This window comes from Veillonella sp. ICM51a (genome assembly GCF_000524355.1).
In the GTDB taxonomy this organism is placed as follows: Bacteria; Bacillota; Negativicutes; order Veillonellales; family Veillonellaceae; genus Veillonella; species Veillonella atypica.
In genome coordinates, this window is the sequence record NZ_JAPX01000019.1 from 1 (window position 1) to 22044 (window position 22044).

Below are 22044 nucleotides of genomic sequence, written 5' to 3' on the forward strand. Positions count from 1 at the left end.
TTTACCTTGAATTTATAATCTAAGTGCAACTAAAAAAGATTCATGGCTTTCTGATAAAATAGTGTTTGCAAAGACATCTAAAAATCAGGAGGAGCCATGAATCATTATACTCATTTTACACTAAAAGAGCGCGAAATTCTAAAACATTTTATTGATATAGGAAAAAATCAAACAGAAATTTCAATTTTACTTGGGAAAAATAAATCGTCTATATCAAGAGAAATCAAAAGAAATAGTCAAAATGGCGAGTACATACCTTGTGAAGCCCATGACAGATATAAAAATAGACGCTTTAATTGTAAACCAAGAAAAAAGCTAGATAATCCAAGTCTATATGAATGTGTAAAGAATTTATTTTTGAGACATCAATGGTCTCCGGAACAGATCTCCTCTCGATTGAAATTTGAAAATTCAAGCTTCACTATTAGTTACAATACAATTTACAGGGAAATATATAATGGTCGTTTTGATGAAAAAGAATTATCACATGGAAATAGAGGAGTTGTTCGCAAACTACGACATCGTGGTAAAAGTCGTCATACAAAAAATTATGAAGAAAGACGTGGAAAAATTCAAATTAGTAATTTAATTACAGATAGACCAGCTCCTGCAAATAATCGAGAACGATTAGGTGATTGGGAGGCTGATACAGTTATGGGGCAGACTGGTAAGGCTTGCTTAGTAACATTAACTGATCGAAAAAGTAGGTATCTGCTATGTAAAAAAATTGCAAAAAAGAATGCATTTTTAGTCAAACAAGCGATGATTAAGCTTTTAAAAAATCAACCTCTAGAAACAATAACTCCAGATAGAGGGAAAGAGTTTTCTAAACATGCAGAAATTAGTCAGGAGTTGAATTTAGTAGAATTTTATTTTCCATTTCCACATCATCCTTGGCAAAGAGGAACAAACGAAAACACCAATGGATTGCTTAGAGAATATTTCCCGAAAACTGTGGATATTAATCAATCAGATAGCTATGTTGAAGCAAAAATGAAAGAAATAAATCTTAGACCGCGCAAATGCTTAAATTGGAAAACTCCATACGAGGTTTATCATTCAGTAGAGTTGCATTTGACTTGACAATTCAAGACACAAAAAGCCGCCCAACCTAAGTTGAGCGGCTTTCACCATTCTATAAAGAATTATATATAGTTTACATAGTCCCAGTACTACCGATACCACCTGTGCGTACGCCTGTAGCGTCGTCGTCATTAGTGATAAGGTATTTAGAGAAAATGCCTTGCGCAACGCGTTCGCCTTTTTCAAGGGTAACAGGTTCGTTGCCAAAGTTTAGGAGGGCAATCATGATATGACCTTCGTTGTCCTCATTGTTGTAGTAATCGCTATCGATGATACCAGTGCTATTCACAAGTGCTAGTTTGCGTTTGATAGCCATGCTAGAACGGATGTGTATAGCAAGATATTCGTCGTATGCCATGAAGGCCTTAAGGCCTGTTGGCACAAGAACTACTTGATTAGGTTCTAATGTAACAGCTTCAGCGCATTCAATATCATAGCCTGCGCTTTCTGTAGTTTTACGTGTTGGTAAATTGATATTTTGTTCTTCAAAAGCAGAAACTACTTCAAAGCCACGAATATCCATGTAACACCTCTTATTTCAAACAATCTTTACGGGACAAGTTAATACGGCCTTGTTTATCGATTTCGATAACCTTAACCATAATTTCGTCGCCTACATTTACAACGTCTTCTACATTTTCAACGCGTTCTTTTGCAAGTTTAGAAATATGTACAAGACCTTCTTTACCTGGTAATACTTCCACGAAAGCACCAAATGCCATCAAGCGAGTTACTTTACCAAGGTATACTTCACCTACTTCAACCTCTTTAGTAAGGTTTTCGATGATTTGTTGCGCTTTTGCAGCACCTTCTTGGTCTACAGAAGCGATAAATACAGTACCATCATCTTCGATATCGATTTTTGCACCTGTTTCGTCAATGATGCTACGGATTACTTTACCGCCAGAACCAATTACGTCACGAATTTTGTCTGGATCAATTTTCATTATAATGATGCGTGGAGCGTATTGGGACATTTGTTGACGAGGTTCAGCAATGGTATCTAACATAATGCCCATGATGTGCATGCGGCCTTTATGAGCTTGTTCCAATGCTTCATGAAGGATTTCACGGGACAAACCGGAAATTTTAATATCCATTTGAATAGCAGTTACGCCTTTAGCTGTACCAGCAACCTTAAAGTCCATATCGCCAAGAGCATCTTCCATACCTTGAATATCTGTTAAGATTGTGTAGTGTTCACCTTGTGTTACAAGACCCATTGCAATACCAGCTACAGGAGCTTTAATAGGCACACCAGCATCCATCAAAGACAATGTAGAGCCACATACGGAAGCCATGGAGCTAGAACCATTAGATTCTAATACTTCAGATACAAGACGCAATGCATATGGGAATTCTTCTTCGCTAGGAATGACAGGTACCAATGCGCGTTCTGCCAAAGCACCATGACCGATTTCACGGCGTCCAGGACCACGGGAGGAACGAGTTTCCCCTACGGAGAAGGATGGGAAATTATAGTGGTGAATATAGCGTTTTTCTGTTTCTAAACCGATGCCATCAATTGTTTGTTTTTCAGACAATGGTGCTACAGTAGCTACGTTCAATACTTGAGTTTGACCACGTGTGAATAGACCGGAACCATGTGTACGAGGCAATACACCTGTACGACAAGAGATTGGACGAACTTCATCAAGTTGACGGCCATCTGGACGGATTTTTTCAACAGTAATCATATGACGAACAATTTCCTTCGTCATTGCATCGAATGCTTTATTTACATCAGCTAAGTTATCTGGGTAGATGTCTGAGAAATGTGCTAATACGTCTTCACGTACTTCAGTTTCTTGTGCATCGCGTTGTTGTTTATCTGCACAGCGAACGGCTGCATCAAGTTTATCATGACCATATGCGCGAACTGCATCAGCGATTTCAGCAGGTACGTCTTTGCTTTCAAATACGCGTTTTTCCTTGCCTACTTTAGCTTTTACATCTTCTTGGAATGCAACGATTTTCTTAATTTCTTCGTGAGCAGCCATAATAACTTCAAGAATTGTTTCTTCTGGAACTTCTTGCGCGCCACCTTCAACCATGAGGATAGCGTCTTTAGTACCAGCTACTACGATATTAAGGTCAGTTTCTTCTAATTGTGCTTTTGTTGGATTAACGACAAATTCACCATTTACACGACCCATACGAACGCCAGCGATTGGGCCAGCCCATGGGATATCGGAAATAGATAATGCTGCAGATGCACCAATCATACCACAGATAGCAGGATCACAATCTTGATCTACAGACATAACGGTAGCAACTACGTGTACTTCATTACGTACACCTTTATCAAATAATGGACGAATAGGACGGTCAATCAAACGGCTATTCAAGATAGCAGATTCAGGTGGACGTGCTTCACGTTTAATAAAGCCACCTGGCAAACGACCAATAGCATACATTTTTTCTTCATAATCTACTGTGAGTGGGAAGAAATCGATATCCTTCGCCTCTTTAGAACCTGTAGCGGTAACGAGTACGCGTGTATCGCCATAACCAACCATTACGGCACCGCCAGCTTGTTTTGCAAGTTCCCCAGTCTCGATCGTAAGTGTACGACCAGCTAGGTCCATTTGGAATTGTTCCATTCCTATTCCTCCTAAAAATCTTCTTATACGTATACCTTATTATTATATATCATCTAATTAAATTAGGCTATTTTTTCTATCCATATGATATACTTTAATTGTTGCTAACTCCTATTCTGGCAACAGAAAGGAGGTGTTTCTATAGTGGATTATGTTGTTTCCCTTATAATCACTATCATAGGTGGTGTAACTTGCCATTACATCATCAAGTGGCTAGATAGTAGATTTAAATAGCAACTAGCACAATAAAAAGGACAGAGTCGCCGCTCTGTCCTTTTTTCTGTGTTTCCACAATAGATTATCGGCAGTTGTTTCCCTTTGCCTAAATTCATTATAACACAAGGAAATAAAATAAAAAAGCCGTCCAAATGGACGGCTAATTGTATTATTTACGAAGACCAAGACGTTCGATAAGGGAACGGTAACGTTCGATATCTTTACGACGAAGGTAGTCAAGCATGTTACGGCGTTGACCAACCAATTTCAACAAACCACGACGGGAATGATGATCTTTTTTGTGTTCTTTCAAGTGTTCAGTTAAGTATGTGATGCGGCTTGTTAAAATCGCAACTTGTACTTCTGGAGAACCAGTGTCACCTTCATGAGTAGCGTATTCTTTAATAACTGCTAATTTAGCTTCTGTAGTTAACATTAATGTTACCTCCTAAAAAATAATAATCCCGATAAGCTTAAGTAACCGTTGGAGATTCGAATACTTCGCTTACGATATGTCTTATGACTTAGTTAAGTATACAGTATAATCCCCATAGTGTAAAGGTTTTCATGAAAAAAGAGAGGATAATATCCCCTCTTTTTTAGACCATATTATTTAGCTACTTATTTTGAACCGAGCATCATACGATCGCTTAGCGCGCCTTCGCCAGCTACTTCAAATTTTTGTAACAAATCAGCAACTGTTAATTTTTTCTTTTCTTCCCCTTTTACATCATAGATGATACGACCAGCGTCCATCATGATAAGACGATTACCAAAGCGCAATGCATCACGCATGTTGTGCGTAATCATAAGGGTTGTTAGATTATGTTCTGAAACAAGTTTATCTGTTAATTGCAATACATTTTCAGCTGTCTTAGGATCAAGTGCTGCTGTATGTTCGTCCAAGAGTAATAAATCAGGACGAAGCATAGTAGCCATAAGCAATGTGATAGATTGACGTTGACCACCAGATAATAGGCCCATCCGTGCAGATAGACGATCTTCAAGGCCTAGACCTAATAGTGCAAGGCGTTCTTTAAAGAATGCTTGTTCACTATCTTTGAAAGCCCATTTAAGGCCTAAGTTTTTGCCACGGCGCATCGCAAGGATCAAGTTTTCTTCGATTTGCATATTGCCTGCTGTACCAACCATAGGATCTTGGAATACACGGCCGATGTATTTAGCACGTTTGTATTCTGGCATTTTTGTTACATCAATATTATTGATGGTAATACTGCCTTCATCAACAGGAAATACACCAGCGATGGAGTTTAACAATGTACTTTTACCAGCACCATTACCACCGATTACGGTACAGAAATCGCCTTCTTCTAAGCGAAGGTCGATGCCTTGTAGTGCAGTTTTTTCATTAATTGTGCCCTTAAAGAAGGTCTTTACCATATTTTTTACTTCTAACATAGTGTCCTCCTTAACGAGCTAACCATTTGGCTTTCAATGTAGGCAAAGAAAGCGCGATGGCAACAAGAATAGCAGTGAATAATTTTAAATCGTTTGGTGGCATACCCATGTAGAGCACGGCAGCGATAACAATACGATATACGATGGAGCCAAGTACTACAGCAATGAGGCTACGAACAAAGGATTTTGTACCGAATACAACCTCACCGATAATAACAGATGCCAAGCCGATTACGATGGTACCAATACCCATGCCTACGTCGGCAAAGCCTTGGAATTGACCGATAAGCGCACCGGACATACCAACGAAACCATTGGAAATCAATAGACCAAGAACGATCATATTATCTGTGTTCACGCCTTGGGCGCGAATCATTTGAGGGTTAACGCCTGTTGCACGTAATGCGGTACCAATTTCAGTACCGAAGAACCAGAACAGTAATAAACATACAACAACAGCTACGATAACACCAACAATGGCAGCAGACCACATATTTGGTGTATGAAGCACGCTACCAATAATTGTATAAATTGTATCCATGCGAAGTAAGGATACGTTTGCTTTCCCCATAATATGAAGGTTAATGGAATATAAAGCAATCATCGTTAAGATACCAGCTAACAATGCAGGAATCTTTAATTTTGTATGGATCCAACCTGTTACAGCACCGGCAGCCATGCCACCTACGCCAGCAATCAAGATAGAAAGAATTGGGTTCATACCAGTTGTAATCAAGATGGCGGAAATGGCCGCCCCCATTGGGAATGTCCCTTCAACAGTCAAGTCGGCCACATCAAGAACGCGGAAGGTAATGAATACACCGACCGCCAACAAGGACCACAAAAGGCCTGTTGTTATGGTGCCTACCACTAAATCTAACATCAAAATCTCCTCTTTTATTTCATATCTTTACGAAGTGCATCAGGAATGGTGATACCTAATTTTTTAGCACGTTCTTCGTTGACAGTTAATTTAATATCCTTTTGTGTTTCGATGGCAATATCGCTAACTTTTGCTTCGCCAGAAAGAACTTTAGCTGCCATCAAACCTGTTTGATAACCCAATTTATAGTAATCTACAGAATATGTTGCTACGCCACCAGTCATTGTCATACCTTCATCAGCTGCAAATACTGGAATTTTAGCAGCATCTGTAATTTGTGCTAAATTAGCCATAGCAGATGCTAATACATTATCTGTTGGTGTATAAATAGCTTGTACATCTTGATTTACAAGATTTGTTGCTGCTTGTTGAATATCGTTTACGTTGGAAACTGTAGCTTCTACAACTGTAATACCTTTTGTAGCAGCATAGGCTTTCATTTTTTCAACTTGTAATTGGGAGTTGATTTCGGAAGATGTGTAAATTGCACCAATACGTTTTACATTAGGTACTAATGCGATAATAAGATCTACCTCTTTTTCAACAGGTGTCATATCAGATGTACCAGATACATTGCCACCAGGATGTTCATTGGATTGAACGAGTTTAGCTGTTACGTAATCTGTAATAGCGGTCCCCATAATTGGCATTTCATGAGATGCATTCGCCATTGTTTGTGCTGCTGGCGTTGCAATTGCTAGTACTAAATCTTTTTTATCAGATACGAAACGTTGAGCAATACTATTCAAATTAGATTGGTCAGCTTGTGCATTTTGTTGGTCGATTTTAATGTTTTCACCATCTTTAAAACCTTTTGATGCAAGGCCATCTACAAAGCCTTTATTAGCAGCATCAAGGGATGGATGTTCTACTAATTGAATAACGCCAATTTTCTTTTGGTCACTAGTTGTAGTAGTATTGGAACCACAACCAGCTACCATTGCCATAACAGTGATGGCACTAAGTGCCACTGCAATACCTTTTTTCCAATTCATGTGTAACTCCTTACCAGTTAAGTATTAAATCATAGTTGCTTTGTTCATCAAATCCTCTGGTAAGGTGATGCCCAATTTTTGTAATTTATCTTTATTTACAACTAATTTGAATTCTTTTTGCATTTCAATCGGCATATCTTCGACTTTAGCTTCACCAGTTAAAACCTTAGCCGCCATCAAGCCAGTTTGGTAACCAAGTTTGTAGTAGTCTACAGATAAGGACATAACCGCACCGCCTTTTACGTGGTTATCTTCACCGCCGAATACAGGAATTTTTGCAGGGTCGGTAATCGCTACAAGATTGCTCATAGCAGATGCTACCACATTATCTGTTGGTACATAAATGGCATCAACACGTTGAGATACAAGGTTTTGTGCCGCTTGTTGAATATCGTTTACATTGGAAACAGTAACCTCTTCAACCTTAATGCCCTTTGTCGCTGCGTAAGCTTTCATCTTTTCAACTTGAATTTGAGAATTTACCTCGCTAGAGCTATAAATCGTACCGATTGTTTTAGCATTTGGCAATACTTTTAAAATCAAATCTACTTGTTGTTCTACAGGGTTCATATCAGATGTACCGGATACATTACCACCTGGATGTTCATTAGATTTAACAAGTTTAGCAGCTTCGTAATCAGTAATAGCTGTACCCAAGATTGGAATATCATGAGTTGCATTTGCCATGGATTGAGCCGCTGGCGTAGCAATTGCTAAAATCAAATTTTTACGATCAGATACAAAACGCTGTGCAATACTATTCAAATTAGATTGGTCAGCTTGTGCGTTTTGTTGATCAAAGGTAATTTTATCAGATAAGCCCTTTTCCTTAAGAGCATCAACAAAACCTTTATTTGCCGCATCTAGTGCTGGATGTTCTACGAGTTGTACAACACCAACCTTATATTCTCCATTAGATGTAGTTTCATTTGTGCCACAGCCTGTGAAAGCCATCAATGCTGCCGCCGTGAGCGCGAGGGCAATGCCTTTTTTCAAGTTCATTGGGTCTTCCTTCCTATATTCGAAATAATAATACTTCTATTATAAACAACTTTGAGCACTACATCAATGTATCAGACTAAAGTATTTTACATTTGTCCTTATGTAGAGCACATATTGTATTCTAACAGATTTATTATTTATCTAGAGAAGCTAGCATATCCTCTGTCAATTCATTGGCTGCTAGAATGTATTCTTTTAGTGTCCCCTTATCGAGGGCCACCTTCATTACGGGCACTTCAAATGGGTCAAGAATGACACACATTAAAATTTCTCCTGTTACATAATAGCCCACAACGGCTTCCCCTTCATCTTCATCTAAGGTTTCCCGTTTAACAGTCACACAATATGGTTTCATGGCCTCCATAGCAGCTTTAGCCACCTCTTCGCGGGTAGCGATATACTCTTTTGCCTTTGTTTCAGGAATATCAAAAATATCGACCTTTACGGTCTTAACCTCTGTTGCCTCTCCCTTCGCCGCCTCGATAGCAGCGCCTAATTCCGTTTGTTTCATCCTATACCTCACATAACATGGACTTTCACCAATGGTGAAAGCCCCATCATACTAGATTGTTTCATCATCTGCATTCAAAAATGCTACGTAACAACGTTTTGCTTCATAAATATCGGCCTTAGATGTAACCTCCCATGGTGCATGCATGCTAAGAACAGCAACGCCGCAGTCGATTACATTCATACCATATAAGGCCATGATATACGCAATGGTGCCACCACCGCCAAGGTCAACCTTGCCGAGTTCAGCCGTTTGGTATGTTACGTTATTAGATTCCATTACACGGCGAATAAAACCCATATATTCTGCATTGGCATCATTGGAACCGGATTTACCACGAGAACCGGTAAATTTATTAAATACGACGCCCATACCGAGGTAAGAAGCATTTTTCTTTTCAAAAGCAGATGCATACAATGGATCATATCCAGCACTAACATCAGAGGATAGCATACGCGAATTTTCCAATGTACGGCGCACATTTACTGAATTAGATTTCCCCATCAATGTTAAGATTTCTGCTACCGCATTTTCAAAGAAGCGAGATTGCATGCCTGTAGCACCAACGGAACCAATTTCTTCTTTATCTACCAATAAACAGCAAGTCGTACGTTTTACCTTATCAACTTCGAGCATAGCTACTAAGGATGTATAAGCACAGACACGGTCATCTTGGCCGTATGCTAATACCATGGAGCGATCAAAGCCCATATCGCGCGCCTTACCAGCTGGTACAATTTCAAGTTCAGCAGATAATAAATCGCGTTCTACAAATCCATATTCTTTTTCAAGGAGGTTATTAATAAATTTAGTAACCCCTTCTTTTTCTTCATCTTTAACAGGACGACTACCGATGAGAAGATCAAGAGCCTCACCTTCAATCACCTTGGCTGCATTCTTTTGCATTTGTTCTTGTCCTAAATGAGGCAATAAATCTGTAATGCAGAATACAGGATCAGACTCTTTATCACCAATATTAATGTTGATGCGTGTACCATCTGTTTTTACTACAACCCCATGAATGGCAAGCGGCATAGCTACCCAGTGGTATTTTTTTATACCGCCATAGTAGTGTGTATCCCAAAACACCAAATTGCTATCTTCATATTGAGGGTTTTGTTTTACGTCAATGCGCGGAGAATCGATATGAGCACCAAGGATATTCATACCGAGGTCTAAATCATCGGTACCGATATTAAATAACGCAATAGATTTATCCATATGAGTATAGTAAATCTTATCGCCCGCTTTAATTGGCGTGTTAGATTTAATCAAGTCTTTTAAATCAACATAGCCAGCTTTTTTGGCAGCTTCTACAGATTGAATGACACATTCGCGTTCTGTTTTACCATTATCCAAAAATTGACGATACGAGTCACCTAATGACATCACGTCTTGTAATGTTTGTTCGTCATAATTATGCCAAGCATATTTACGTTCCATAATTTTATTCCTTTCTATATAAGCATACAGCACAGTATATCGTGTGTTATGCTTTTGATTTTTCTAATAATTCTTTTTGACGGCGCTCATAATAGAGCCGCTCTTTCTCTCGATTAATTTCCGATTTTTCTCTATATAGTTTATCGATTTCATCAGTACTATGACTCAATACCTTTGTTACATAAAACTTGGTAATTCCCGACTTAATCGTATATTTTCCTACCTTTAACTGAATGGCAAATGCTCCGTGTTTCGGACAAATGCCTATAGATAAATGCTTATCTCCTTGTATCCGCTCAGGACGTGTCGTTTCCAACCGACTTTGGCAATAAGGACAAAAGGATAATCGCACTCGTCTATCATATACGATACGTTTCTTTTCTTGAAAGTTATCGTACATAAAGAAGGTCAAACCCGGTGGATATAAAAATGGATTTGGCGCCTCTTTCCGTATGGAATCATAATGCAATAATGCTGTTGGCAAATCTAGCTTTTGGCAGATATGTGCCGTAAATATAGCATCGTGAAGTGCATTATGAGCAGATAATTCTTCAGATGATATATGTAAATCCTCCATAGCATGAGCTACGGAGTACTGTTGTGTCGTGCCATATCGTTGATAGCTGTATAGCATCTGTGCATCCGCCCAAGAATCATAGTCGATACTCTTTAATTTATGGAGCAATAAATTTTCTCGCAATATAAGAATATCGTCAGCGCCCCAAGATAGGAGCATATAATCCTTGCCACACCATTGTTGAAAATGACTATAGGCCGCCCTAAATGGGACACCTCGATTCAAATCTTGATTGGTGATTCCTGTAAGGGCCTTCACATGCTTATGCATATGTGGTAAATATTTAGGTTTTACATACATTGTGAATGAATCCACAATCTCTAAATTCTCATTGAGCTTAATAGCTCCGATTTGAATGATTTCACCGGTCAACGGCATCCGTGCTCGCTTCATAAAGCTAATGTCGTTGCTATATGGTTGATTCCACTCTAAATCAAAAATAATATAATCCATAACTTACGATTCCTGCAGTAATGTTTCAGCTGCCTTAATCACTTGTTCTTCGGTAATAACAGAAATACCTTTATACTTGCCTTCTTTAATAACCTGTTTCATACTTTTACCAATTTCATAATGGTCCATCGACTCAAGTACAATAGATTTTGCTTGGTAAGGACCATAGAAAAATGGATTAGACGGTCCATAAAGGGCTACGATAGGAACACCCTGACTAATAGCTACATGCATAGGTCCAGAATCATTCGTAATCAGCAAGTCACACCATTTCATGGCCGCAGCTAAAGGGCCCAATTTAAAAGCACCTGTAGCCACGATTGGCGATGTCTTCATCTGTTCTATAACAGGTTTTACCATGTCCAAATCCATGGGGCCCCCAAAGAATACAGTTTTATACCCTTTATTGCCAAAATAATCGGCTACATCTGCAAAGCGTTCTGCAGGCCATCGTTTTTCAGGCACTGCACTGCCAATATTAAAACCAATAATCTTATCTCGAGGCATAACGCCTTGGCTTTTATAAAAACGGAATACCTCGTCATTCCATTCCTTACTAGTCTCGATATGTAATCCGTGATTAGCTACGTCGGTGACACCTAATTGCTCTAATACGTTAATGTACATATCAGCAGCATGACGTGTCTTGCGATCAAGACGGGTATATTTCGTCATAAATGGTCTAAATAGGAAATGACTCATCCCTGTCGTTACCTTACCCTGAATTTTCCATGCCAAATATGATGTACGTTCATTAGGATGCAGGTTGATAACGATATCTGGACGACCTTGGTCGTTAATGCGACGAGCGATTTCATTTAACCCTTTAATGCTATTATGACGTCCTTTTTTATCGACCGTAATCAAATCATCGATATAAGGATTGTATTTCATCACATCTTGTAACTTTTCATCAATCACATAGGTGATATGACTATGAGGTGCTGCTTTACGCAACACCTCTAGAAATGGAGTCGTTAATACTACATCACCTAAATGCATGAGAAAGGTTACGACAATACGTTTATAATCAAGTTCCATCATAAATCCTTTCTCAACATTTCAGAATACACATCCCATACCGCATCTACTGGAATTTGTGCCATACAGTCGGGATCATCTACTAGCGGCTGTTCAGGTGTAGCCTTCGAGGTAGGAGAAATAATAAGATGTACATGACTGCCCCCATATGGGCCCGTTCTATGCGGTGATGTCGTACCAAACAACGCGATTAATGGTTTCTTTAACGCGTTTGCAATATGTAAAGGTCCCGTATCAGCGCTGATGAAAATATGGCAGTGACGAATCAACTCGATTAACTCAGCCATGGTCGTTTGACCAACTAAATTAATGAGATTATCGCTCTTCACATAGTTTTCTATAAATTGACCCTTTTCACTATCATCAGGCGAACCTGCAATGACCACCTTTTTACCACTTTCACAAAGGCGAATACATAATTCACCAAAATTTAACAACGGCCATTCCTTAACAATCCATCGCGCACCAGGTACAACGACAACGTAATCATCGGTTACACCTAGTTCGGATAGCCGGTTGCGAATCTTCCCTTCTGCTGCATGGTCATGAGGCATTGGAAATTCCACGCCATCCACTTCGCCACCTAAGGCACGTACCGTATCGAGATAGCGCTCAATAACGTGATCATATTTATGAGCTCCTACTAGAGCTTTATTAACTAATTGACTGCCCTCGCGAAGTTCCCAATAGCCATATTTCTCAGGAGAACCCGATAGTAGAGATACAATGGCACTTTTGGCGATACATTGTAAATCTAAGGTCATATCGAAATGACGACTATGTAGTTCTTTACGAAGATTCCATAAATAAGACGGCGATTTTAATTGTTTCTTATCGATGATAATTACTTCGTCCACCCAAGGGGTACCTGGCAAGAGGCTCGCAAATTGTTCATGTATGGCCCAGGTAATTTTTGCGTGCGGCAAATTTTGGCGCAATGCATATAATGTTGGCAATGCGTGAATGACATCACCTAAGGAACTCATTTTTATGATGAGTATATTGGAATAGTCCTTCATAATAACCCCTCTATGAACGAAGAATACACATAAATGTGGTTCATCCAAAAATTAATGCTTTAAAATCTTTTTCATGAAATGTAATAGATTGGATTCTGTAAACAGATATCCCTTTACCCCTGCAGCCTCAGCAGCATCTACATCACGTTGGCTATCACCGATAAGAAAGCTATGTTCTACATCAACATCAAAATCCTTGATAGCTTGCAAAATCATACCAGGCTTTGGTTTACGACAATTACAATCGACGGCATAGCGTTCTACAGTGCCATCCTTGTGATGTGGGCAATAATAGAAATGTAAAATAGGTGCACCCGCTTTAAACAGTTCATTCCCCATATAATCATGTAGGATTTGTACATCGGTTTCCTTATAATAACCTCGTGCCACACCACTTTGGTTTGTTACGACTATAAGTTCATAACCAGAATCATGGGCTAATTTCAATGCTTCTTTTGCACCATCAACCCACTGTAGATCCGCTATCTTATAGAGATAGGAAACATCCTTGTTGATAACCCCATCTCTATCGAGGAATAACACCTTTCTCATACTGCATCCTTTACAATTATCTAAAGAATTGACATTAATCTGTCACAACAAATTAACGCAAGTAACCTTCGTTATTATCTAATAATTCACAATATTCTTTTACGGCATCAGCTAATGGTGTAAAGCCTTTATCATAGCCAGCAGCCATCAATTTAGTCGTGTCTGCTTCAGTAAAGCTTTGGTATTTACCAATCAACACTTCTGGGAACGGAATGTATTCAATGCGACCTTTACCATTATAGTCAATAACAGCTTGCATGAATTCATTGAAACTATGTGCGTGACCTGTACCGCAGTTGAATGTACCAGAAATTTCAGGATGTTCCCAGAAATAGAAGTTTACATTTACCACGTCTTTGACATAGATGAAATCACGTGTTTGACCACCATTTTCATAGCCATCTGTGCCTTCAAACAAATTGATAACACCTGTTTCTTGATTCTTATAGAACATTTGGCGTACAAGAGATGCCATTTTATCCTTATGCGCTTCGTTAGGACCAAATACATTGAAATAACGCAAACCTACAACTTGTGCTGTATATTCGCCTTCAAATTTGCGTACATAACGGTCAAATAAGAGCTTAGAATATGCATATGGATTCAACGCTTCTTCTGCTTCTGGCGTTTCCACGAATCCATTTGTACCATTGCCATACGTAGATGCAGAGGATGCATAAATGAAAGGAATAGCACGATCTTGGCAATAATGGAAAAGATTTTTAGAACCTTCATAGTTGTTCTTCATCATATATTTGCCATTATATTCCATCGTATCTGCACATGCGCCTTCGTGGAAAATGACTTCAATAGGACCTACATTGAATGTGCCGTCTGCAATAGCAGCATCAAAATCATCACAGTCAATGTAATCTAAATAATCTAAATTTTGGAGATTGCGAATTTTACGACCGTCTGTTAAATCATCGACGATCAAAATATCATTACGGCCTCGTTTGTTTAAGGCTTTCACAATATTACTACCAATAAAACCGGCACCACCAGTTACAATAATCATAATTTCCCCTCCTTAGCCATAATGGCTATTCTCTTTACGATATCTGATGTGGAGTACCCTTCTTTAAATGAAAGTACTTCTACTTCATCTACAGATTCTCTACCTACGATATCTTCTTTTTTATAGTCGCCGCCCTTAACAAGAATATTAGGGCGTAAATAAGCTAATAGTTCAGCAGGCGTATCCTCTTCAAAAAGGACAACACCATCTACACATTGTAAGGCACTTAATAAGGCAGCTCTATCCTCTTCGGATACGATAGGTCTTGTTTCACCCTTTAACCGTCTAACGGACGCATCAGAGTTAAGTCCAATAATGAGGTGACCGCCAAGTTGTGCCGCCTCTTGTAAATAGGTAATGTGCCCTCGATGCAAAATGTCAAAGCAACCATTTGTAAATACAACGGTTTCATCCATGCTTTGCCATTTATCGATTAACGCCTTCATTTCTTCTTTCGTATATAAAGGACTAGAAGTAGTCAATTGTCGCACAGAGCGCCATAAATCTATCAATTCTTGGCGATGAATTGGATATGTCCCCACCTTGGATACGACGATACCAGCAGCGCCATTGGCGATATGTAACGCTAAGCGCATGGATAAACCACTGGCCAAGCAAGAAATCATCATGGCCACAACCGTATCACCAGCGCCACTCACATCAAATACATCCTGTTGTGTTGCTGGATTATGCCAAGTTCTGCCATCCTTAGCCACAACGGTAATACCCTTAGCGGAACGAGTACCGATAATATATTTAATATTAACCTTATTAAGTACTTCCTTAGCCGCCTCGATAACTGATGCATCATCATTTGGAATCACACGACCTAAGGATTCACCCAATTCTTTTACATTCGGTGTAATACATGTAGCACCATCATATTTGGACCAATCAGCACCCTTAGGATCTACGATGGTCTGTACTTGATAAGTGTTCGCCAACTTGAACACATGTTGCAACAATGTCGGTGTGCATACGCCTTTTCCATAATCGGATATGACGATGCCTTGTAATCCACGTTGACAAAGCTCTTCTAGCCAACTGATTAATTGTTCTTCTTCAGCAGCTGTAATAGGTGTAATCGTTTCAAAATCGAGGCGCATCATTTGTTGACGGTCACCTAAAATACGCATTTTAGTAATCGTAGACCGACTTTCATCATGGATGAGACCGGATGTATCAATATGATCAGCGGCCAATAAGTTATCGAGCACTCTACCATGGTCATCGACACCAGCTACGGCCCCTAAATAGACATGGCAATCGAGATTGGCTAAGTTAGACGCTACGTTACCTGCCCCGCCAAGCACTTCTTTCACAGAGGATACGCGATTGACCGGCACAGGAGCCTCTGGTGAAATACGGCTTACATCGCCAAATACATAACGATCCACCATAACATCACCAATAACTGCAATGTTTAGGTTCGGTAATGAATTTGTCAAAAACTCATTCACTGTTTTTGTAATCATAGGTCCCCTTTCAAGAAATCTGTGATTTCTTCCCTATCTCGATTAATAATCTTCTTCAATAAGTTCGCAAATGATATGACCAACTAAAATGTGCATTTCTTGAATACGCGCCGTAACAGTACTTGGAATAGCTAGTGTAAGATCGCATAATTCTGCCAATTTACCGCCACCTTCACCGGTGAAAGCAATCGTATGCATACCTGTATTTCGTGCCATTTCCACGGCTTTCACAACATTTTTTGAATTACCCGATGTGGAAATACCGATAAGTACATCCCCAGAACGGCCTAAGCCTTCAACTTGACGCGCAAACACTGCATCATAGTCATAATCATTGGCAACAGCTGTCAAAATAGATGTATCTGTGGTAAGCGCAATGGATGCAAGAGAGCGGCGTTCTTTTTTAAAACGTCCAATAAGTTCTGCTGCAAGATGTTGAGAATCCGCAGCGGAACCACCATTACCACAGAATAAAATTTTATTGCCACTATTCAAAGCCACAATACAGCGGTTAGCAATTTCTTGAATAACATCCATCTGATCCATTGTTTTACTAAACACATCAAGATGGTCTGTAAATCGATCCGCAATGATTGGATTTATATCTGTCATTATAAAATCTCCTTTAGTAGGCGATCCGCGTTTTTCCAAAATAGTTTTTCCGTTTGTTCTTCTGAAAGACCGGCGCCTCTAAATGCATCATACAAACGATGCATATCTGAAATATCCTCAATTTCTGTATTTGGCTTGATACCATCAAAATCAGTGCCTAGAGCGATTACATCTTCACCGCCCTTATTGATGATATACAATCCGTGCTTTACAATATCATCGATGCGACTGATAGATGAGGTACCTAAGAATGATTGAGCAAAGTTCAAACCTATAACGCCACCCTTTTCACCAATTAAACGAATCAAGTGGTCCGGCAAATTACGACGATGAGCTGTCACTTCTCGCGCATTAGAATGAGATGCAATAAAAGGCACATCAAGAATATCGCCTAATTGTTCTGTTCCTCCATCATTAAGATGGGAACAATCAACAATCATACCTAACTCTTGCATCCGTTCCACAAATGCAACGCCTGTTTTAGTCAATTTCTTATGAGAATCTCCAGTATTAGGTTCCCCCAATTCATTAGGATAGTTCCAGGTCAATGTAATAAGTCGAACACCATCAGCGTAAGCCTTGTCTAACTTAGCTAAATCGCCTCCAAGAACTCCCCCCTCTTCAATGGATAATAAAGCAGCTACTTTATGATTTTCATAACACGCTGTAATATCATCATAAGAACGCACATGACTTATATAGTCGCTATATTTTTGTATCTGACTATCGAACAATTGGCGCATAGATTCATATCTACCATACGAATCGTCTTGTTCTTCTAAGTCTACAAATAATGCAAAATCCTGCAATCGACTATGCCCTTTGATAAGGCGCTCAATATCAATTTTCCAGTTATTAGAAAATAAATCACCATCATGAGGGTGGTCGATTAATTGCATTATCGTATCACAATGTAAATCAATCATATATTCACGCTATTTCTTTGCTTTTTTAGCATCTAATTTTTTTAATGCTTTAAGTTCAGCCATAAAGCTGTCAATATTATCAAACTTGCGATATACAGAGGCAAAACGTACATAGGCAACTTGGTCAATATCTTTTAATTGTTGTAATACAAGTTCACCAATACGATCTGTAGAAATCTCTTGATTTACTTCATTGCGAATGTCTCGCTCTACATTATTGACCACTTCTTCCATAACGGACATAGGTACTGTTCGTTTGTCACAGGAACGCAACAAGCCATTTAACAATTTACCACGGTCAAATAATTCACGGCGACCATTCTTCTTTGCTACCATGAGTGGTACTTCTTCGATGATTTCATAAGTAGTAAAGCGGCGTCCACAATTAATACACTCCCGACGACGACGGATACTATTTCCTTCATCTGTCGTTCTTGAGTCTGTTACCTTCGTGTCTGTATGTTGGCAATAAGGACATCTCATTAGCTAATACTCCTTTTCTAATCAGTCAGTAATCATGAAAAAGGCACAATACGCCTATTTTCTTATACCTTATATAGTACCATATTTAGTAGGAAAAGTACAAAAAGAACCCCCTATAAACCTATGATTTACAATCTTTTTAACAAGATTACAATCAAAAGTGTTATAAGGGGTTCTTTTTTATGCACTTACGTGCTAAATCGTATGAAATTAACGTTTAATAGCATCTTGAATATGTAACAAGCAATCGCCAGATTCGATACGGCTACCTTCACGAACAAGAATTTCTTCAACGATACCATCGATAGGAGCTGTAATTGTTGTTTCCATCTTCATCGCTTCTGTTACGATTAATGGTTCACCTTTAGTTACGGATTGACCATTCTTAACGAGAATCTTAACAACGGAACCGGACAATGTAGCACCGATTTCACCTGGGTTAGATTCATCAACTTTACGACGAACAACGCCAGTTGTTTTAGCATGTTTATCATGAACTTTGATGGCACGAGGTTGGCCATTGAATTCAAAGAGAATAACGCGATTACCATCTTCATCAGGATCGGAGACGCCATTCATCTTAATGATCAATGTTTTACCTTTTTCGATAGTAACTTGGATTTCTTCACCACGTTTCATACCGAAGAAGAATGTTGGTGTATCTAATACGGATACATCGCCAAAGTCTTTTGTGAATTTAGTATAGTCTTGGAATACTTTAGGATACAAGCAGTATGCACTTACATCTTCATCAGTAGTATTAGCACCCATTTCGCTTAATTCATTACGAACATGTTCGAAATCAGTTGGAGGTAATACAGCACCAGGACGAACAGTAATAGGGCGAGCACCTTTCAAGATGATTTTTTGAAGTTCTTCAGGGAACCCTTGATATGGTGTACCTAGACGACCTTCGAAGAATTCTACTACTGATTGAGGGAAATCAAGAGTATCACCTTTTTCATAGATATCTTTTTCAGTCAAATTATTTTGTACCATGTACAATGTCATATCACCAACGACTTTAGAAGAAGGTGTTACCTTGATGATATCACCAAACATCATATTAACTTGGTGATATACTTTTTTAATGTCTGTCCAACGATCACCAAGTCCAACCATTTTAGCTTGTTGTTGCAAGTTGGAATATTGACCGCCTGGCATTTCATGTTGGTATACTTCTGTATTTGGATATTTTTCAGCTTTATCAACGCCTCTGTAGTAAGGACGAATACTACCAAAGTAATGAGACATTTCTTCCATATAGTCAATATTCATTTGTGGTTGACGTTCTGTACCTGCCAATGCATAGTACATGGAGTTCATACTAGGTTGGCTTGTACCATTTGCAAATGCAGAGTAAGCTAAGTCGATTACGTCTACACCAGCATCTACAGCGCGGCCATAGGAGTAAATCGTATTGCCAGAACCTTCATGAGAATGCAAATGAATTGGTACTGTTACAGCATCTTTCAAAGCGGATACTAAGTTGTATGCAGCTTGAGGTTTCAACAAACCAGCCATATCTTTAATAGCGATAATATTAGCACCCGCATTTTGCAATTCTTTTGCCATTTTTACATAGTAATCAAGATTGTATTTAGGACGATTGCTGTCGAGGATATCGCCTGTGTAGCACAATGCAACTTCAGCAATCTTATTTTGATTGCGAACTTCATCAATAGCAACCTTCATATTGTCAAGGCTATTCAAGCTATCAAATACGCGGAATACGTCGATACCATTTTTAGCGGACAATTGAATGAAATTACGAACTACATTATCAGGATAGGATGTATAACCAACGGCATTAGCACCGCGAATCAACATTTGAAGCAATGTATTAGGCACTTCTTTACGGAACATGCGCAAACGTTCCCATGGATCTTCGTGCAAGAAGCGATAGGATACGTCAAATGTTGCACCGCCCCAACATTCTAAAGAGAATAGATTTGGTACACCTTTAGCGGCATCGCCAGCTACGCGTGCCATATCGATGGTACGCAAACGTGTAGCAAATAAGGATTGGTGAGCATCACGCCATGTTGTATCTGTAAAGAATACTTGTTTTTGGTCAGCCAACCATTTACTGAAGCCTTCTGGACCTAATTCGTCGAATTTTTGTTTTGTACCAGGTGCAGGAGATACATCTAATTTAGATGGCAATTGCATTGGTTCAAAATCAGGCACTTCTTGAGGGCCTGCACCGGAGTAACCATTGATTGTAGTATCCGCAATGTAGCGAAGCAATTTAGTACCACGGTCGCGATCTGGTTTTAATTCGAATAATTCAGGATGGTCTTCAATGAAGTTAACTGTGTAGTTACCGCTTTGGAATTCAGGATTTTCAAGAACGTTAATCAAGAAATGAATGTTTGTTTTAACTCCACGAATACGGAATTCTTTCAAGCAACGAAGCATTTTACGAATAGTTTCTTCGTTGTTAGGACCAAATGCAGTTGCTTTTACAAGCAAGGAATCATAATAAGGTGTTACTACAGCGCCTGTGAAAGCATTACCAGAGTCAAGGCGAATACCAAAGCCGCCGGAACTACGATATGCTAAGATTTTACCAGTATCTGGCATAAAGTTGTTCTTAGGATCTTCTGTAGTGATACGACATTGAATTGCAGTACCTTTACAAGGAATTTCATCTTGTTCAGGAATGCCTATTTCTGGGCTGTGCAAATCATAGCCTTCAGCGATACGAATTTGAGAATGAACAATATCGATGTCCGTAATCATTTCTGTTACGGTATGTTCTACTTGGATACGAGGGTTAACTTCGATGAAATAGAAGGAACCATCAGAAGTTACCAAGAATTCAACAGTACCAGCATTAACGTAGCCAACATTTTTCATGATTTTTACGGCTGCATCACATACGGCTTTACGAGTTTCTAATGGCAATGCAAAAGCTGGTGCCATTTCAACAACCTTTTGGTGACGACGTTGTACAGAGCAATCACGTTCATGTAAATGAACTACATTACCATGTTCATCACCTAAGATTTGTACTTCAATATGTTTAGGTTCAACAATAAGTTTTTCTACATATACATCATCATCGCCAAATGCTGCTTTAGCTTCGGATTTAGCGCGGTCATAAGCATCGCGTAAATCTTCTTTGCGGTGAACTTCGCGCATACCACGACCGCCACCACCGTTTACGGCTTTAATCATCAATGGATAGCCGTGAGTTTCAGCAAATTCTTCTAATTGTGCAAAATCACGCAATGCCCCATCAGAACCTGGAATCATTGGAATGTCTGCCAATTTAGCTTGCGTGCGAGCATTAACCTTGTCGCCGAACATATTCAAATGTTCTACGTGAGGACCAATGAAAATGATGCCTTCTTCACCGCAACGACGCGCGAACTCTTCGTTTTCGGATAAGAAACCATAGCCAGGATGGATAGCATCAATGTCATGCTCTTTAGCAATGCGGATGATATCTTCAATATCCAAATAGGCATCAACTGGTTTTTTACCTTCCCCAACCAAATATGCTTCATCAGCTTGGTTACGGTGCAAGGACAATGTGTCTTCTTTAGAATAGATAGCTACTGTTTTAATACCCATTTCGTTACATGCACGAAATACGCGGATTGCGATTTCGCCACGATTGGCTACCAAAACGGATTTAATTTTCTTCATAATTGCCTCCTACCGAGTCCTATCGAATGATAGGTTCGTGTGCATTGATATACATTGTATATATGCATATCGAAAT

Annotated in this window: 20 protein-coding genes; 1 reads left to right on the forward strand and 19 read right to left on the reverse strand. The window is 39.2% G+C overall.

Annotated elements, in window-relative coordinates:
* Nucleotides 1-96 precede the first annotated feature (96 nt).
* Entirely contained in the window at nucleotides 97-1083 is a 987-nt protein-coding gene (locus HMPREF1504_RS02680; protein ID WP_038122762.1) for an IS30 family transposase, read from the forward strand.
* 73 nt (nucleotides 1084-1156) lie between these two features.
* On the opposite strand, the gene dut is transcribed toward HMPREF1504_RS02680, so the two are convergent.
* The 19 genes from dut to HMPREF1504_RS02775 form a co-directional block, all read right to left on the reverse strand.
* Nucleotides 1157-1606, reverse strand: a complete 450-nt coding sequence (gene dut / locus HMPREF1504_RS02685; RefSeq protein WP_009660864.1) for a dUTP diphosphatase — start codon at nucleotides 1604-1606, stop codon at nucleotides 1157-1159.
* Nucleotides 1607-1616: 10 nt separating this feature from the next.
* Nucleotides 1617-3686: a polyribonucleotide nucleotidyltransferase gene (locus tag HMPREF1504_RS02690; RefSeq protein ID WP_038123212.1), complete on the reverse strand. Its 2070-nt coding sequence runs from the start codon at nucleotides 3684-3686 to the stop codon at nucleotides 1617-1619.
* A 385-nt stretch (nucleotides 3687-4071) separates the two neighbouring features.
* Nucleotides 4072-4338, reverse strand: a complete 267-nt coding sequence (rpsO, locus tag HMPREF1504_RS02695; RefSeq protein WP_005379030.1) for a 30S ribosomal protein S15 — start codon at nucleotides 4336-4338, stop codon at nucleotides 4072-4074.
* A 185-nt stretch (nucleotides 4339-4523) separates the two neighbouring features.
* Entirely contained in the window at nucleotides 4524-5321 is a 798-nt protein-coding gene (locus tag HMPREF1504_RS02700; RefSeq protein ID WP_005379071.1) for an ABC transporter ATP-binding protein, read from the reverse strand.
* Nucleotides 5322-5331: 10 nt separating this feature from the next.
* On the reverse strand, nucleotides 5332-6204 hold the full coding sequence (locus HMPREF1504_RS02705) for an ABC transporter permease (protein WP_005378866.1): 873 nt from the start codon (nucleotides 6202-6204) through the stop codon (nucleotides 5332-5334).
* A gap of 14 nt (nucleotides 6205-6218) precedes the next feature.
* Nucleotides 6219-7199: an ABC transporter substrate-binding protein gene (locus HMPREF1504_RS02710; protein ID WP_038123216.1), complete on the reverse strand. Its 981-nt coding sequence runs from the start codon at nucleotides 7197-7199 to the stop codon at nucleotides 6219-6221.
* Between the two features lie 24 nt (nucleotides 7200-7223).
* The gene (locus HMPREF1504_RS02715) at nucleotides 7224-8201 is read right to left on the reverse strand and encodes an ABC transporter substrate-binding protein (protein ID WP_005378884.1); all 978 of its coding nucleotides are present in this window, start codon (nucleotides 8199-8201) and stop codon (nucleotides 7224-7226) included.
* A 133-nt stretch (nucleotides 8202-8334) separates the two neighbouring features.
* Entirely contained in the window at nucleotides 8335-8712 is a 378-nt protein-coding gene (locus HMPREF1504_RS02720) for a hypothetical protein (RefSeq protein WP_038123218.1), read from the reverse strand.
* Nucleotides 8713-8763: 51 nt separating this feature from the next.
* Nucleotides 8764-10155 carry an aminopeptidase gene (locus HMPREF1504_RS02725; RefSeq protein ID WP_009660869.1) on the reverse strand — a complete coding sequence of 464 codons (1392 nt, stop codon included), beginning with the start codon at nucleotides 10153-10155 and terminating at the stop codon, nucleotides 8764-8766.
* A 46-nt stretch (nucleotides 10156-10201) separates the two neighbouring features.
* Nucleotides 10202-11185, reverse strand: a complete 984-nt coding sequence (locus HMPREF1504_RS02730; RefSeq protein ID WP_005380957.1) for a 3'-5' exonuclease — start codon at nucleotides 11183-11185, stop codon at nucleotides 10202-10204.
* Between the two features lie 3 nt (nucleotides 11186-11188).
* Nucleotides 11189-12226, reverse strand: a complete 1038-nt coding sequence (locus HMPREF1504_RS02735) for a glycosyltransferase family 9 protein (protein WP_038123287.1) — start codon at nucleotides 12224-12226, stop codon at nucleotides 11189-11191.
* Nucleotides 12226-13245 carry a glycosyltransferase family 9 protein gene (locus HMPREF1504_RS02740; protein ID WP_038123220.1) on the reverse strand — a complete coding sequence of 340 codons (1020 nt, stop codon included), beginning with the start codon at nucleotides 13243-13245 and terminating at the stop codon, nucleotides 12226-12228. Before HMPREF1504_RS02740 ends, HMPREF1504_RS02735 begins: the two co-directional genes overlap by 1 nt.
* Before the next feature lie 51 nt (nucleotides 13246-13296).
* Nucleotides 13297-13797, reverse strand: a complete 501-nt coding sequence (locus HMPREF1504_RS02745; protein WP_005378926.1) for a D-glycero-beta-D-manno-heptose 1,7-bisphosphate 7-phosphatase — start codon at nucleotides 13795-13797, stop codon at nucleotides 13297-13299.
* A gap of 52 nt (nucleotides 13798-13849) precedes the next feature.
* The gene (gene rfaD / locus HMPREF1504_RS02750) at nucleotides 13850-14815 is read right to left on the reverse strand and encodes an ADP-glyceromanno-heptose 6-epimerase (protein ID WP_005383876.1); all 966 of its coding nucleotides are present in this window, start codon (nucleotides 14813-14815) and stop codon (nucleotides 13850-13852) included.
* Nucleotides 14812-16290: a D-glycero-beta-D-manno-heptose-7-phosphate kinase gene (gene rfaE1, locus HMPREF1504_RS02755; RefSeq protein ID WP_038123222.1), complete on the reverse strand. Its 1479-nt coding sequence runs from the start codon at nucleotides 16288-16290 to the stop codon at nucleotides 14812-14814. Before rfaE1 ends, rfaD begins: the two co-directional genes overlap by 4 nt.
* A gap of 42 nt (nucleotides 16291-16332) precedes the next feature.
* On the reverse strand, nucleotides 16333-16902 hold the full coding sequence (gene gmhA / locus HMPREF1504_RS02760) for a D-sedoheptulose 7-phosphate isomerase (protein WP_038123224.1): 570 nt from the start codon (nucleotides 16900-16902) through the stop codon (nucleotides 16333-16335).
* A complete protein-coding gene (locus tag HMPREF1504_RS02765) occupies nucleotides 16902-17828 on the reverse strand; it encodes a dipeptidase (RefSeq protein WP_038123227.1) in 927 nt (308 codons plus the stop codon). Before HMPREF1504_RS02765 ends, gmhA begins: the two co-directional genes overlap by 1 nt.
* A 9-nt stretch (nucleotides 17829-17837) precedes the next feature.
* On the reverse strand, nucleotides 17838-18311 hold the full coding sequence (nrdR, locus tag HMPREF1504_RS02770; RefSeq protein ID WP_005379058.1) for a transcriptional regulator NrdR: 474 nt from the start codon (nucleotides 18309-18311) through the stop codon (nucleotides 17838-17840).
* 210 nt (nucleotides 18312-18521) lie between these two features.
* The gene (locus HMPREF1504_RS02775) at nucleotides 18522-21968 is read right to left on the reverse strand and encodes a pyruvate carboxylase (RefSeq protein WP_038123230.1); all 3447 of its coding nucleotides are present in this window, start codon (nucleotides 21966-21968) and stop codon (nucleotides 18522-18524) included.
* Between the last annotated feature and the right edge of the window lie 76 nt (nucleotides 21969-22044).

What these genes read in the sequence shown, in the direction of transcription:
- rfaD (WP_005383876.1), bottom strand. Translation starts at nt 14,815, where the DNA reads ATGATTATTGTAACTGGTGGTGCCGGTTTTATTGGTAGTAATATTGTG.
- HMPREF1504_RS02680 (WP_038122762.1), top strand. Translation starts at nt 97, where the DNA reads ATGAATCATTATACTCATTTTACACTAAAAGAGCGCGAAATTCTAAAA.
- HMPREF1504_RS02740 (WP_038123220.1), bottom strand. Translation starts at nt 13,245, where the DNA reads ATGAAGGACTATTCCAATATACTCATCATAAAAATGAGTTCCTTAGGT.
- HMPREF1504_RS02715 (WP_005378884.1), bottom strand. Translation starts at nt 8,201, where the DNA reads ATGAACTTGAAAAAAGGCATTGCCCTCGCGCTCACGGCGGCAGCATTG.
- HMPREF1504_RS02730 (WP_005380957.1), bottom strand. Translation starts at nt 11,185, where the DNA reads ATGGATTATATTATTTTTGATTTAGAGTGGAATCAACCATATAGCAAC.
- HMPREF1504_RS02700 (WP_005379071.1), bottom strand. Translation starts at nt 5,321, where the DNA reads ATGTTAGAAGTAAAAAATATGGTAAAGACCTTCTTTAAGGGCACAATT.
- HMPREF1504_RS02745 (WP_005378926.1), bottom strand. Translation starts at nt 13,797, where the DNA reads ATGAGAAAGGTGTTATTCCTCGATAGAGATGGGGTTATCAACAAGGAT.
- HMPREF1504_RS02735 (WP_038123287.1), bottom strand. Translation starts at nt 12,226, where the DNA reads ATGGAACTTGATTATAAACGTATTGTCGTAACCTTTCTCATGCATTTA.
- HMPREF1504_RS02725 (WP_009660869.1), bottom strand. Translation starts at nt 10,155, where the DNA reads ATGGAACGTAAATATGCTTGGCATAATTATGACGAACAAACATTACAA.
- HMPREF1504_RS02775 (WP_038123230.1), bottom strand. Translation starts at nt 21,968, where the DNA reads ATGAAGAAAATTAAATCCGTTTTGGTAGCCAATCGTGGCGAAATCGCA.
- HMPREF1504_RS02720 (WP_038123218.1), bottom strand. Translation starts at nt 8,712, where the DNA reads ATGAAACAAACGGAATTAGGCGCTGCTATCGAGGCGGCGAAGGGAGAG.
- rpsO (WP_005379030.1), bottom strand. Translation starts at nt 4,338, where the DNA reads ATGTTAACTACAGAAGCTAAATTAGCAGTTATTAAAGAATACGCTACT.
- gmhA (WP_038123224.1), bottom strand. Translation starts at nt 16,902, where the DNA reads ATGACAGATATAAATCCAATCATTGCGGATCGATTTACAGACCATCTT.
- HMPREF1504_RS02710 (WP_038123216.1), bottom strand. Translation starts at nt 7,199, where the DNA reads ATGAATTGGAAAAAAGGTATTGCAGTGGCACTTAGTGCCATCACTGTT.
- HMPREF1504_RS02690 (WP_038123212.1), bottom strand. Translation starts at nt 3,686, where the DNA reads ATGGAACAATTCCAAATGGACCTAGCTGGTCGTACACTTACGATCGAG.
- rfaE1 (WP_038123222.1), bottom strand. Translation starts at nt 16,290, where the DNA reads ATGATTACAAAAACAGTGAATGAGTTTTTGACAAATTCATTACCGAAC.
- HMPREF1504_RS02705 (WP_005378866.1), bottom strand. Translation starts at nt 6,204, where the DNA reads ATGTTAGATTTAGTGGTAGGCACCATAACAACAGGCCTTTTGTGGTCC.
- nrdR (WP_005379058.1), bottom strand. Translation starts at nt 18,311, where the DNA reads ATGAGATGTCCTTATTGCCAACATACAGACACGAAGGTAACAGACTCA.
- dut (WP_009660864.1), bottom strand. Translation starts at nt 1,606, where the DNA reads ATGGATATTCGTGGCTTTGAAGTAGTTTCTGCTTTTGAAGAACAAAAT.
- HMPREF1504_RS02765 (WP_038123227.1), bottom strand. Translation starts at nt 17,828, where the DNA reads ATGATTGATTTACATTGTGATACGATAATGCAATTAATCGACCACCCT.